We start from the raw sequence: 12,549 nt of genomic DNA, 5'->3' as shown, positions 1-12,549 counted from the left end.
CCGGGCGGCGCGCCGGGGTGTCCGGGATCCCGTACTCCAGCATGCACCCGGCCGCCTGGAACCGGGAAGTGCCTGACCGGCACAGCGTCTGGGATACCGGACGTTCGCGCGGCGGGCCGCCGGCACCCGCGGTCCGGCGCTGCCCCGAGCGCGGGACCTCCGCCCCTAGGCGGTGCCAGGTAGTGGTGCTTCGCTGTTCAGACCCGTCGGAATGCCAGGAGGTCCAGCGTGCGCTGGTTGATTGCGGGCACGGCCGCAGCCGGGGCGAAGGACGCGGAAGATCGGGGCCGGCGGTGCCGCAACGCCGGGCTGAAGGCCGTAAAAGCGGTCCACACTTTCGCCTGGTTCACCATCGAGGCAGCGATGGTCTACGTCCTCTACGCCGGCTTCCGCGGCCGCTCGGACCGGAAAGCCGCGCTGGCAGCTGCCGTGGTCGGCACTGAAACTGCGATCTTTGCGGCCAACGGCTTCCACTGCCCGCTGACGGCGGTAGCCAGGAACCTGGGCGACACCGACGGATCCGTGACGGACATCTATCTGCCGAAGTGGTTTGCTCACAATCTCCCGGCCATCCATGTCCCCCTGATTGTATTGGCGGTCGCGCTCCACGGGCGGAACCTCCGCCGGCAGGCCGGGCCTACCCGCAGGTAAGTAGTCCGAGCCTGCGGCCCGAGTGATTGGCGGCACTAAAGGGGTAGCTGTTACTCGTGTTACTCACGACGCCGGACCTTACCGTGGTTGTACGACGTTACCGGACCCACCGGCACCTCTGCTGGGGAGTCTGCCGCTAGGGCCGGACCGCCGGGGCTCCGCCGCTGACCTGAGCGGCGGCGGGAAGCCCGCCGCGCTGAGGTGAGACTTGGTGCTCCGGTCTCAGAAACTGGGCACAAAGTCTCACCTCGGCAGCAGCGTCCCGCGGAGGGGCGAGTACCCCCGGGCTCCCTACCTGGCGGACCAGCCGCCATCCATGGTGTAGCTGGCGCCGGTGACCATGCCGGCGTCGTTCGAGGCCAGCCATGCCACCAGCGAGGCCACCTCTTCGGGTTCGACGAGCCGCTTCACAGCCGCCTCGGTGAGCATGATCTTGGCCAACACCTCGGACTCCGGAATGCCGTGCACCTTGGCCTGGTCCGCGATCTGAGACTCGACCAGCGGCGTCCGGACATATCCCGGGTTGACGCAGTTGGACGTCACCCCGTGCGCGCCGCCCTCCAGTGCCGTCACCTTGCTGAGCCCTTCCAGGCCGTGCTTGGCCGAGACGTAGGCGCTCTTGAACGGCGAGGCCCGGAGCCCGTGGACCGAGGAGAGGTTGATGATCCGGCCGAATCCGCCGGCATACATGTGCGGCAGCGCGGCCCGGATCAGCAGGAATGGCGCCTCCAGCATGAGGGTGATGATGCGGCGGAAATCGGCCGGATCGAACTCCTCTATCGGGCTGATCCGCTGAATTCCGGCGTTGTTGACCAGGATGTCGCAATCCAGGCTGAGCGTCTGCAGCGTTTCGACGTCGAGCAGGTTGACTGTCCAGGCGGTTCCCCCGACCTCGTCGGCGAGGGCGGTGGCGGCGGCTTCGTCGACGTCGGCAACCACCACCTTTGCGCCCCTGGCGGCCAGGGCCCGGACGCAGGCTGCGCCGATCCCGCCGGCGCCGCCGGTGACCAGTGCCTTGCGGCCGTTGAGCGTATTTTCCATTCCCAAGCCTTCCAATTCAGAGATTCGCGGCCCTCAGGTTCACGCGCTTCAGTGGTGGATGCTGCCAAGCCAACACGATCGGTGTCGACCCGGTCCACGACTGTGACGCGCGGCACTAAAAATGGGCTTCATTGAGTATCGCCGCACAGTCCCTGCGGTTCAATGGGCAAACCGGCACCACATGTGTGCAGAATTGCAGACATGAATGCAAATCCCGACGACCTCCTGGTGCTGCTGGCGGTCTCGCGCTCGGCCCGGTTTACAACGGCGGCCCAGGTTCTGGGCCTGAACCACACCACGGTTTCGCGCCGGATCTCGGCACTGGAGAAGGCCCTCGGCGGCCGCGTCCTGTCCCGGGCCTCCGGCGGCTGGGAACTGACCGAGCTCGGCGCCGCGGCGGTCGCCGTCGCCGAGCAGGTGGAAGGGGCAGTGCGTTCGCTCGAACAGCCAGGCAAGGCGCCCGACCCGGTCACCGGCGTCGTGCGCATGACGGCCACGGACGGTTTCAGCGCCTACATCGCCGCACCCGCGGTGGCCAAGCTGCGCCGCCGCCATCCGGGGCTCAGCGTGGAGATCATCACCGTGACCCGCCGCGCGCTCCAGCAGCGCTCCGGGTTGGACATCGAGGTGGTCGTCGGCGAGCCGCAGGTGCACCGCGCGGAGGCGGCGAGGCTCGGCGAGTACATGCTGGGCATGTACGCGTCCCGGGACTATCTAGCCGAGTACGGGACGCCGACCTCGGTGGACGAACTGAAGGAGCACCCGCTGGTCTACTTTGTGGACTCGATGCTCCAGGTGGATGACCTGGACGCACCGCGCCGGCTGGTTCCGACCATGCGGGACGGGCTGAGCTCCACCAACGTCTTCGTCCACGTGGAGGCGACGCGGGCCGGGGCGGGAATCGGCTTCCTGCCGTGCTTCGCCGCCGACCTGCACCCGGACCTGGTCAGGTTGCTGCCGGACCAGTTCGCGGAGCTGCTCCCCTACTGGATGGTGCTCCGGCCAGATTCCTTGCGCCGGCCCGCCGTGGCCGCCGTCGCCCATGCCCTGCGCCGGCAGACGACCGCGCACCGCGAGGCGCTCCTGGGCCGCGGAGGCGCAGCGGCTGCTCCGTAAACGCCGTTTTGGGGCCGCAGAAGGGCCGTTACGGAACAGTCGACGACGGCGGGAGCCCGGCTTCCGGGGCGGCCGCCGGATGCTCCGACGCCGGGTCGTGGCGGACAGCCGCGCCGGCGGCGAAGGCCCGCACCCGGGCGTCGTCCCAGATCTGGGCCGGCACCGCGCCGCCCAGCAGGCGCCGCGCGAGGCCGGGGTCGTCGGCGAACGGCAGGTCGCTACCCGCAATGATCATGTTGCCGTAACGCCGGCCCTTGAGCATGGCCGGGTCCGCAATGATCACCGTGTGCTCGAAGGCCGCCGCGATGGTGGACGCATCCTCCCGGGCGTTGGTCAGGGCGGGAGCGTCGCCGGAGTTCACCAGGTAGACACCGCCGGGCGCCAGGACGCGCTTGGCCTGCTCGGTGAACTCCTTGGTGGTGAGCGGCCGCGGGGTGACGGCGCCCGCGAACACGTCACGGATGACCAGGTCCCTCGTCTGCGGCGTGAGGCTCTCCGTCACTTCCCGGGCTTCGCCCACACGGAGCCGCAGCAGCGGCGCCTTGGGCAGGTCGAACCAGCCGCGGACGTACTCGGCGAGTTTGCCGTCCAGCTCCACCACCACCTGGCGGGCATCCGGGTAGGCCGCGTGGAAGTAGCGCGCCAGTGAGCATGCTCCCCCGCCGAGGTGCAGGGCGCGCAGCTTCGGCCGGTCCGCCGGCGGCCAGCGCGACTCCACCAGGGCGGCGATCCAGCGCATGTACTCGAAGTCGAGGAACAGCGGGTCAACCAGGTCGATGTGGGAACTCATGACGCCGTTGATCCGAAGCAGCCAGCCCGTTGAATTGTCCTGGTCCGGGATCAGCTCGCAGTCACCGGTGTCGATGTAATAGACGCCCGCCACTGGACCGTCCGGGCGAGTGCCCTTCGGCACTTCCACCACTCCCGGGCTCGAGGTCCCGGTATTCCGGCCGGCAGCCCTGCCCCGCTTCGCCATCAGCCGTCCACCGATTCACCCATGGTTCAACCCTAGCTGGCTGTCGGGACGGGAGATTTTCCGAATCTGCTTGTAATCGAATAGTCAGCGTGCTTACTATGAATTAGTAATCATGCTTACTATTCGAGTTCGGCGTCGCAGTACCCAGCCGGCGCCAGATCTACAAGGAAAGAGAGCGACGATGACAGAGAACCAATGGCCCCAGGACAGCACCTACGGTACCCCCGGACTGGTAGAGGGCGAGCCTGAATTGCGGCCGAGCTCAACGTTCCCGCCCGCTTACTCCGGCACGTCCACGACCGAGACGTCCTCGAAGACCGACGCCGCGAAGGGGGAGGCCGGTGAAGTGACCCGGCAGGCTGCAGACTCGGCCCAGAACGTCGCCCAGACTGCCAAGGACGAAGCGGCAAACGTGGCCGGCGAAGTGAAGAGCAATGCCAAGGACCTCCTCGCCCAGGCGCGGACGGACCTTACCGCGCAGGCCGGCACCCAGCAGCAGAAGGCCGCCCAGGGCCTGCACTCCATCTCCAGCGAACTCCACTCGATGGCAGACGCCTCGGACCAGCCCGGCGTTGCGACGGACCTGATCCGCCAGGCCGCCGAGCGCTCCCAGTCTGTTGCCACCTGGCTCGACAACCGGGACCCGGGTTCGCTGCTCAACGAGGTTAAGTCGTTCGCCCGCCAGCGCCCCGGCACGTTCCTGCTGGCAGCCGCCGGCGCCGGCATCCTCGCCGGACGCCTCAGCCGGAGCCTGAGCGCCGGCGCCCCGGATACGGCCTCCAGCGGCACTGCATCCACCGGCACCGCGGCACAGTACAACGCGCCGGTCACCCGGGTGCCCGACGCCGGCGTCGCGGTTCCGCCGCCGCCGGTCACCTACCCGGAAACGACGACGGCCGGCTTCGCAGGCACCTACCCCGCCACACCGGGCGTCGAGACCTACCCGCCGAACCCGCTTGAGGGATCCGGAACGCAGGCCGACCGGTGGGCCGACGACCCACTCGCCGCGGATCCGTACCGCCTCGATCCGGCAGTCGACCCCGACCGTGAGGATCCGTTGAACGGAGGCCGTCGATGAGCAGCGAGATGCCCACGGGCGCCCCGATGCCTCCCACTGAGGCCCATGTGAAGGCCGAAACCAACTCCCTGGGCGACCTGCTCGGCGACGTTACGCGGGACATGTCCACCCTGATGCGTCAGGAAGTGGAACTCGCCAAGGCCGAACTGAAGCAGAGCACCAGCCGGGCCGGCAAAGGCAGCGGCATGCTGGCCGGCGCCGGCGTCGCGGGCCACTTCGTCCTGCTGTTCCTCTCCCTCGCGCTTTGGTGGGGGCTGGGAACGCTGATGGGACTCGGATGGTCCGGCGTCATCGTCGCCGTCATCTGGGGCATCATCGGCGCCGTTTTGGCCTCGATGGGCCGCAAGGAACTCAAAGCGATTAAGGGCCTGCCCCAGACCGCGGCGACGATCCAGGAAATCCCCCCGACCCTCAAGCCCAGCCACTAGAGCGAGGAATACACAATGAGTGAAAACCCGGATGCCATCCGCGCCGACATTGAAGCAACCCGCGCCCGGCTCGGCACCAACGTCGACGCCGTGGCCGACAAGGTCACCCCGTCGCACATCGTCCAGCGCCAGACTGACCGAGTCAAGGAAAACGTCAAGGACGCCGTCTTCGGAGTGAAGGAGAAGGTCATGGGAGCAGCCGACCACACCGCCGGCGGCGTGCAGTCCGCCGGCGGCAGCGCCGCCTCACACCTGAACGACGCCGGCTCCGCCGTCGCCGACGCGCCGCACCAGGCCAAGGTCAAGACGCAGGGGAACCCGCTCGCCGCAGGGCTCATCGCCTTCGGCGCCGGCCTGCTGGTGTCCTCCCTGATTCCGGCCAGCCAGAAGGAACGCGAGGCGGCAGACGCCCTCAAGACGGCCGCCGAACCGCTCACCACGGAGTTGAGCCACGCAGCGCAGCACGTGGCCGAGGGGCTCAAGGAACCGGCCCAGGTTGCCATGGAGAACGTCAAGGCCACGGCCACCGACGCCGCCCAGAACGTCAAGGACGAAGGCCAGACGGCAGTCTCCGATGTGAGGGACCGCGCCGCAGACGCCAAGGACAACGTCCAGCAGGCCTAGCCTGACCGGAAAACGGCCGGTTGCCCTCGCTGACGCGCTGGGCAGCCGGCCGCTGCGCTTAACCTACGAAGGAAGATTCCGATGGCCAAGAACCTCACCCAGACGGACACGGGCTCCATGGACGACGCCGAGTCCGCCGAGAGCAGCACCGCCAAAACCCGCACGGCGCCCGCTCCGAATGATCCGCGCAAGCCAGGCGCCCCCACCGACGTCACCAAGCCCTCCTGGAAGTACATCGCCAGGAAAACCCTGCGCGAGTTCACGAAGGATAAGTGCCCCGACTTGGCCGCGGCCCTGACCTACTACTCGGTGCTTTCGATCTTTCCGGCGATGCTGGCGCTGGTATCCCTGCTCGGTCTTTTCGGGGACGCCCAGAAAACCACCTCCGCTCTGCTGGACATCGTCCAGGGCATCGCACCGGGTGAAACGGTGAAGACGATCCGCCCCGTGGTGGAAGACCTGGCCGGTTCCTCGGCCGCCGGCTTCACGTTCATCCTGGGCCTCCTCACCGCCCTCTGGTCCGCGTCCGGCTACGTTGGCGCCTTCGGCCGCGCCATGAACCGGGTATACGAGACCGACGAGGGCAGGCCGTTCCTCAAGCTTCGGGGCACCATGCTCGGCGTCACCGTCGTCAATCTCCTGATCGTCGTCGTGCTGGCCGCGATGCTTGTGCTCAGCGGGCCCGTGGCGGAGTCCGTCGGGAACATCATCGGCCTGGGCGGGACATTCCTGGCCGTCTGGAACATCGCCAAATGGCCGGTGATGCTGGTGCTGATCATCGTCGCGATTGCCATCCTCTACTACGCCACCCCCAACGTGAAGCAGCCGAAATTCCGCTGGCTGAGCATGGGGTCGGCGATCGCCTTGGTCGTGTTTCTGCTGGCGTCCCTGGCATTCGGCTTCTACGTGGCCTACTCCAACAGCTACAACAAGACCTACGGCGCGATCGGCGGTGTGATCGTCGCGCTGCTCTGGCTGTGGATCCTGAATATGTCGCTGCTGTTCGGCGCCGAGTTCGATGCCGAAACCGAGCGCGGACGCCAGCTCCAGGCCGGCATTGAGGCCGAGGAGACCATCCAGCTGCCGCCGCGGGACACGAAGCAGAGCGACAAGCTGCAAGCCAAGGAGGAAGAAGAGATCCGCCGTGGCCGGGAGCTGCGGGAAGAACACGGCGGCAGCGAACGGGCTGGGGACCAAAGCCCCTAGCCGATCCGCGCCGGCACGGGCTGTACTGGGGGGACGCACGCTGGGGGTGCGAACGTCCGCCTACCGGGGAGGATTCATGCCGGCACCCGCAGCAGGTTCCCAGCCAGCGGCCGTCCGGGAAAGGGAAGCCCTGTGCGGGCCTGGTGGGTTGCGCAGCCGGGGCCAATAGCGGGCGGCCCGCTGGTGTCCGGCGAGCGCCCGGATCCGGTTCCTGGCCGGGGGGAAGTCCTCGTGCGGGTGCGGGTCTGCGGGGTGTGCCGCACCGACCTGCACCTGGCCGAGGGCGAACTATTGCCGCGACGCCCCGACGTCGTTCCCGGTCACGAGGTCGTTGGCGAGGTGATAGGCAGCGGCCCGGGCGCGGCCCGGTTCAGGCGCGGCGAGCGTGTCGGGGTGGCATGGCTCGGGGGCACCTGCGGATCCTGCCGGTTCTGCGTGCGCGGGCAGGAAAACCTGTGCCTGTCCCCCACCTTCACAGGCTGGGACCGCGACGGCGGCTACGCCGAATTGATTACCGTCGCGGAGGACTTCGCCTACCGGATTCCGGAGACCTTCCGGGATGAGGAAGCGGCCCCGCTGCTGTGCGCCGGCATTATCGGCTACCGTGCCCTGCTTCGCGCCGAACTGCCCATCGGCGGCCGGCTGGGCATCTATGGGTTCGGCGCCTCCGCGCATCTCGCCGCCCAGCTGGCGCTTTACCAGGGGGCGCGCGTGTACGTCATGACGCGGTCGCCGGACGCCCGGCGCCTCGCCCTGGACCTCGGCGCCACCTTCGCCGGCGGGGCCGAGGACGAGCCGCCGGACCCGCTCGATGCCGCCATCCTGTTCGCGCCCGCGGGCGCCCTGGTGCCGCCGGCGCTGCGTGCCCTCGACCGCGGCGGGACCCTCGCCGTCGCCGGCATCCACCTCAGCGACATCCCGCCGCTGAACTACGCCGCGGAGCTTTTCCAGGAGCGCCAGCTGCGCAGCGTTACGGCCAACACGCGGGCCGACGGCGAGGAGTTCTTCCGGCTTGCAGCAGAGATTCCGCTCCGGCCGACCACCGTTGCGTACCCTTTTGACGCCGCGGACCGGGCGTTGCGGGATCTCGCCGCCGACAGGGTCACCGGCGCCGCCGTCATCCGTGTGGCCCCCTGACATTCCGCCCAACTAGCTCGCAATTGATGCCCTTTTGAGGGCTCAAAACGACACCTACTGCGAGCTACTTGGGTCAGCGGCCGGTGCGGAGGAATTCGTGTTCCTCGCCGGCCCGGAGCAGCACCTTCCGGGTGCCTACCCGGACCAGGACGGGGGCGGCGTCGCCGGGGGCAGCGGAGACCACCAGCCGGTCGGTTTCCAGATGCACGGCCAGCAGCTGGTCCCGGTAGCGGACCTGGAAATCGACCCGGCGGAGTTCGGCCGGCAGCCGGGGTGTGAAATGGAGGGCGTCGCGGGTGATCCGGAGCCCGGCGAAGCTGCGCTGGACGACGTCGATGGAACCGGCCATGGCGCCCAGGTGGATGCCCGAACTGGTGGTCCCGCCCTGGGTGTCATCCAGGTCGGCGTCCAGGGCTTCCCGGAAGGTGGCCCAGGCCCGTTCCGGGTCGCGCTGGGCCAGGACCGAGGCGTGCGCCACCCGGCTCAGGGTGGAGCCGTGCGCCGTCCTGGCCAGGTAGAAATCCACCGTCGCGGCCATCTGCGTGGGCGTGACGGCGTAGCCCAGCCGGTCGAGGAACGCCAGGAGCTGGTCCTCGCCCAAGACGTAAAGCAGCATCAGGACGTCGGCCTGTTTGGCGAGCCGGTAGTGGTTGGTGCTGTCGCCCTCGGCCTCCAGGATGAGGTCCAGCCGCTCGATGTTGCGGTAGCTGCGGCGGTAGTGGCTCCAGTCCAGTTCCTGGAGCTCGCCGTAACCGTCGAACTGGCTGATGATGCCGCCGGCGAGGAACGGCACGAACATGCGCCGGCTCAGCCGCGCCCAGTGCGCGATTTCCGCCGTCGTGATGCCCAGCCGGGCGCGAAGGTCCTCCATGTCGAAGCCTTGGACGGAGCGCATGATCCATTCGGCCTGGTCGAACACCCACGCGGCCATGATGTTGGTGTAGGCGTTGTCATCCAGGCCGCCGCCCGGGTCGCCGGGGTTTCCGGTGTGGTACTCGTCCGGGCCCATGACGCCGCGCAGATGGAACCGGTCGGCGGCGGCGTCGTAATCCGCCATCGAGGCGAACAGGCGGGCGACGTCGACAATGAGTTCCGCGCCGTGTTGGGTCAGCCAGCCGCGGTCCTGGGTGGCTTCGAAGTACTGCCACGCGTTGAAGGCGACGGCCAGTCCCACGTGGCGCTGCAGGTGCGAGTGGTCCGGTATCCAGTGCCCGGACAGCTTGTTGTAGAGCAGCTTGGGTGTTTGTTCGGTGCCGTCGCTGCCGCTTTGCCAGGGGAACAGGGCGCCGCGCAGTCCGGCCGCCCGCGCGGCATCACGGGCCGGCCCGAGCCGCCGCCAGCGGTAGTCGATCAGTTCCCGGGCGAGTGCGGGCAGCCTGGAGTTCAGCACGGGGAGGACGAACAGCTCGTCCCAGAAGACGTGCCCGCGGTAACCCTCCCCGTGCAGTCCGCGCGCCGGGACGCCCGCGTCGAGCTCGGCGGTGTGCACCGTGAGGGTCTGCAGCAGGTGGAAGACGTGCAGATTCAGGATCAGCTGGGCTTGTGAGGGGGCGTCGGACTCGATGATGAACGGTGCCAGCAGCAGCGACCAGGCGTTTTGGTGCTCGGCGAGCAGCGCCGCGAAGCCGCCCGAGCGCGCCAGCACGGCCTCCGCGCCGGTCAGCGGCGAGGAGATCGCGTGGTCCCGGGAGCTGGCCACCGCCACCGTCTTGGTAACGGTCACCGCGGCCCCGTCCCCGGCCGGCAGCTCGAGGCGGTGCGCGTACAAGCCATCCAGCTGCTCAAAGCTGGAATTGGCCGGTCCGGATACCTCCGTCCGCAGGGCCAGGGCGATGCCGATCCGGCTCTGGCTGGTCTGCGCCTGCACGCGCAGTCCGACGGCGCCCCCACCTGTATCGCTGTCCGTCACCTCCACCGCCGCCAGGTGCCGTTTGGACAGCTGCGCGTCCGCCGGGACGTTGGAGTTGGTCACGGCCGTGTCGCAGCCGCTGCGGACACTGATGCTGCCGCTCCAGCCGTCTGCGGTGAGCACGGTCTCCAAGGCGGCGAGGTGTGGTTCGGCCATCGACACGACGCGGCGCTGCACCAGCCGCAGTCGCCGCCCGACGTCGTCCTCCAGGAGCGCTTCCCGGGTGAGCAGGGCGCGTTTGAGGTCCAGGGTGCGGCGCTCCCGGCGGAGCAGCAGGCCTCCTTCGGACCACCAGGCGCCATCCTCGATCCGCACGTCCAGGTGCAGCCAGTCCGGCATGTTCACCATGTGCTCGTCCACTGTCCGCTGGCCCTGCACGACGCTGGCCAGCCGGTTGTAGACCCCCGCCAGGTAGCTTCCGGGGTAGTGGATTGCGCCGCCGCGGTGTTCAGGGGCCGCGCCCCGGGTCGCCATGTAGCCGTTGCCGAGGGTGGTCAGGGCCTCCCGGTGCCCCTCGTGCGCCGGGTCGAAGCCTTCATAGACCAGGAGCCAGGGGTCCGTGATGACCAGGCCGATGTCCAGCTCGCTGACGTCTTCCACAACGATGTCGGCGCCGGCGGCCTCCAGTTCGGCCCGCCGGCCGGTCCGGTCGATGCCCACCACCAGCCCGAAGCCGCCGCGGCGCCCCGCTTCCACCCCGGCGACGTCCGCCTCGATGACCATGGCCCGCCGGGGCGGGATGTCCAGCCGGTGCACCGCGGCCAGCGCCGGGGATGGCGTGCCGGCGTCTCCGCCCCGGTGCGCCGGCTTCCCGCCGGCACCCTGGTCGAAGTATCCGTCCAGGCCGACGGCGGCGAGGAGCTCTCCCGCGTTCGGATCGGACGTGGCGAGCAGCACCGGGATCCGGCCGGCCCTGAGCCGTTCGAGCAGTGCCACGGTGCTTTGGAAAGCCCTCGGCGGCTGGTCCCGCAACAGCTGCCCGAAGAGTTCGTCCTGGCGTTTCCCGAGTCCGAACGCCGTCCAGTCGCCCGGTCCGTCCGCGGGCAAACCCGCCGGGAGCGGAACCCCGCGCGAGGCCAGGAAGGCCGAAACGCCGTCGGCGGGCGCCCGGCCCTCGATGAAGGCCGTGTACTCGGCGTCCGCCAGCGGATCCCGGCGGGCACGTGGCGGCAGCCGCCGGTCCTGGAAGACTTCGTCGGCCAGGTGCCGCCAGGCGGCGGCGCGGAGCTCCGCGGTGTCGAGCACCACCCCGTCCAGTTCGAACACCACCGCGTCGACGGGCGCCAGTGCGGCGGCAACTGTGGGCGACTCCGTCATGAGTTATTCGTACCAGTCCCGGGAGGCCGGCGACAGTGGCGGGTGACCGGGTGGCCGGCCATCAGCCGAGCAGCGCGTCGAGGGTGGCGAACGCGTATCCGGCCTGGCGGATCCGGTCGATGAGCTGCGGCAGGGCGTCGGCGTCCAGGGTGCTGCCGTCGTCCGGGTTGGAGCCAACGTGCATCAGGATGATCTCCCCCGGTTGCAGTCCACTCAGCGCGCGGTCGGCGACGATCTGGGCCGTGATGCCGCCGCTGGTGCCCTTCCAGCCCAGGGTGTCCACCGTCCAGCGGACCGGGACGTAGCCCAGGGCATTCACGGCGGCGATGGTGCGCGCATCCCGCTCGCCGAAGGGAAAGCGGAACAGCGGGCGGGAATCCGCACCGGCGGCGGTAATTGCGGACTGCGCCCCGGCCAACTGCTGGGCGATTTGGGCGTCGGAGAGGGTGCTGAACCCGGGATGCGTCATGGAGTGGTTGCCAACCCGGTGACCGGCAGCGGCTATCGCGGCGACCCCCGCGGGGTTGGCACCGGCCCAGGTGCCGGTGAGGAAGAACGTCGCCCGCACTCCGGCCGTTCCGAGGGTCTGCAGGATGCTGGGCAGGCCGGCCGAGTTGGCGCCGGCGTCGAAAGTCAGGGCAACCGTGCGGCCGGCGTTCGGGACCACCTCGACGTCGGCTCCGCGGAGCGCCGCCGGGAACGGGTCCGCCGTCGGCGCGGAGGGCAGCGGTGGAGCGTCCGTGGCCGGGGCTTCCGGGGCTTCCGGGGCTTCCGCGGACGGTACTTCCGTACCCGGCGGCGGGACGCTCGACGGCGGCGCTTGCGGCTCCGGCGTTGAAGTCGGCGTCGGAGTCTGCGTTGGGGTCTGCGGCCGGACCGAAGGGCTACCGGCGCCGGGGACCACCGGGGGCGCAGCATCCCGGGGTCCCGCGCCGAGGATCACGGCCGTCACCACCGCGCCGGCCAGCAACACCAGTGCGGCCACCACCACGATGACCGCAACCACCCGGCGGCGGCCGCCGGCGAAGATCGCCCACATGCTTCACCATGGCGCCGGATCACCGGC

At 69.5% G+C, this 12,549-nt stretch carries 11 protein-coding genes; 7 read left to right on the top strand and 4 right to left on the bottom strand.

Annotated features, from left to right (window positions below; translation table 11 throughout):
• The first annotated feature begins 228 nt into the window (after positions 1 to 228).
• On the top strand, positions 229 to 651 hold the full coding sequence (locus AC1DGI_RS00395) for a hypothetical protein (protein WP_476897344.1): 423 nt from the start codon (positions 229 to 231) through the stop codon (positions 649 to 651).
• Positions 652 to 942: 291 nt separating this feature from the next.
• Here AC1DGI_RS00395 and AC1DGI_RS00390 read toward each other — a convergent pair whose 3' ends face one another.
• A complete protein-coding gene (locus AC1DGI_RS00390; RefSeq protein WP_476897343.1) occupies positions 943 to 1,692 on the bottom strand; it encodes a 3-hydroxybutyrate dehydrogenase in 750 nt (249 codons plus the stop codon).
• 201 nt (positions 1,693 to 1,893) lie between these two features.
• Here AC1DGI_RS00390 and AC1DGI_RS00385 point away from each other — a divergent pair, with 201 nt between their 5' ends.
• Positions 1,894 to 2,808 (top strand): LysR family transcriptional regulator, encoded by a 915-nt coding sequence (locus tag AC1DGI_RS00385; RefSeq protein WP_476897342.1) that lies wholly within the window; start codon positions 1,894 to 1,896, stop codon positions 2,806 to 2,808.
• A gap of 28 nt (positions 2,809 to 2,836) precedes the next feature.
• On the opposite strand, the gene AC1DGI_RS00380 is transcribed toward AC1DGI_RS00385, so the two are convergent.
• Entirely contained in the window at positions 2,837 to 3,784 is a 948-nt protein-coding gene (locus AC1DGI_RS00380; protein WP_476897341.1) for a spermidine synthase, read from the bottom strand.
• Between the two features lie 181 nt (positions 3,785 to 3,965).
• On the opposite strand from AC1DGI_RS00380, the gene AC1DGI_RS00375 reads away from it, so the two are divergent.
• From AC1DGI_RS00375 to AC1DGI_RS00355, 5 genes are all read left to right on the top strand, one after another.
• Positions 3,966 to 4,862 carry a hypothetical protein gene (locus AC1DGI_RS00375; RefSeq protein WP_476897340.1) on the top strand — a complete coding sequence of 299 codons (897 nt, stop codon included), beginning with the start codon at positions 3,966 to 3,968 and terminating at the stop codon, positions 4,860 to 4,862.
• Complete coding sequence (locus AC1DGI_RS00370) at positions 4,859 to 5,290, top strand: phage holin family protein (protein WP_476897339.1); 432 nt, start codon at positions 4,859 to 4,861, stop codon at positions 5,288 to 5,290. Before AC1DGI_RS00375 ends, AC1DGI_RS00370 begins: the two co-directional genes overlap by 4 nt.
• A 15-nt stretch (positions 5,291 to 5,305) precedes the next feature.
• The gene (locus AC1DGI_RS00365; RefSeq protein WP_476897338.1) at positions 5,306 to 5,914 is read left to right on the top strand and encodes a DUF3618 domain-containing protein; all 609 of its coding nucleotides are present in this window, start codon (positions 5,306 to 5,308) and stop codon (positions 5,912 to 5,914) included.
• An 81-nt stretch (positions 5,915 to 5,995) separates the two neighbouring features.
• Positions 5,996 to 7,120, top strand: coding sequence for a YihY/virulence factor BrkB family protein (locus tag AC1DGI_RS00360; RefSeq protein ID WP_476897337.1), 1,125 nt, complete (start codon positions 5,996 to 5,998; stop codon positions 7,118 to 7,120).
• Between the two features lie 132 nt (positions 7,121 to 7,252).
• Positions 7,253 to 8,257: a zinc-dependent alcohol dehydrogenase family protein gene (locus AC1DGI_RS00355; RefSeq protein WP_476897336.1), complete on the top strand. Its 1,005-nt coding sequence runs from the start codon at positions 7,253 to 7,255 to the stop codon at positions 8,255 to 8,257.
• A gap of 73 nt (positions 8,258 to 8,330) precedes the next feature.
• Here AC1DGI_RS00355 and AC1DGI_RS00350 read toward each other — a convergent pair whose 3' ends face one another.
• On the bottom strand, positions 8,331 to 11,483 hold the full coding sequence (locus AC1DGI_RS00350) for an HAD family hydrolase (protein WP_476897335.1): 3,153 nt from the start codon (positions 11,481 to 11,483) through the stop codon (positions 8,331 to 8,333).
• Positions 11,484 to 11,544: 61 nt separating this feature from the next.
• A complete protein-coding gene (locus AC1DGI_RS00345; RefSeq protein ID WP_476897334.1) occupies positions 11,545 to 12,522 on the bottom strand; it encodes a polysaccharide deacetylase family protein in 978 nt (325 codons plus the stop codon).
• Positions 12,523 to 12,549 lie beyond the last annotated feature (27 nt).

The organism is Arthrobacter sp. 05N428_2 (genome assembly GCF_056397065.1).
The sequence above is the reverse complement of the archived record's forward strand: the minus strand, read 5'-3'. Positions and strand labels throughout refer to the sequence as shown.

Coding starts and splice junctions, on each gene's coding strand:
- AC1DGI_RS00385 (WP_476897342.1), top strand. CDS start 1,894: ATGAATGCAAATCCCGACGACCTCCTGGTGCTGCTGGCGGTCTCGCGC.
- AC1DGI_RS00350 (WP_476897335.1), bottom strand. CDS start 11,483: ATGACGGAGTCGCCCACAGTTGCCGCCGCACTGGCGCCCGTCGACGCG.
- AC1DGI_RS00365 (WP_476897338.1), top strand. CDS start 5,306: ATGAGTGAAAACCCGGATGCCATCCGCGCCGACATTGAAGCAACCCGC.
- AC1DGI_RS00360 (WP_476897337.1), top strand. CDS start 5,996: ATGGCCAAGAACCTCACCCAGACGGACACGGGCTCCATGGACGACGCC.
- AC1DGI_RS00345 (WP_476897334.1), bottom strand. CDS start 12,522: ATGTGGGCGATCTTCGCCGGCGGCCGCCGCCGGGTGGTTGCGGTCATC.
- AC1DGI_RS00380 (WP_476897341.1), bottom strand. CDS start 3,784: ATGGCGAAGCGGGGCAGGGCTGCCGGCCGGAATACCGGGACCTCGAGC.
- AC1DGI_RS00370 (WP_476897339.1), top strand. CDS start 4,859: ATGAGCAGCGAGATGCCCACGGGCGCCCCGATGCCTCCCACTGAGGCC.
- AC1DGI_RS00390 (WP_476897343.1), bottom strand. CDS start 1,692: ATGGAAAATACGCTCAACGGCCGCAAGGCACTGGTCACCGGCGGCGCC.
- AC1DGI_RS00375 (WP_476897340.1), top strand. CDS start 3,966: ATGACAGAGAACCAATGGCCCCAGGACAGCACCTACGGTACCCCCGGA.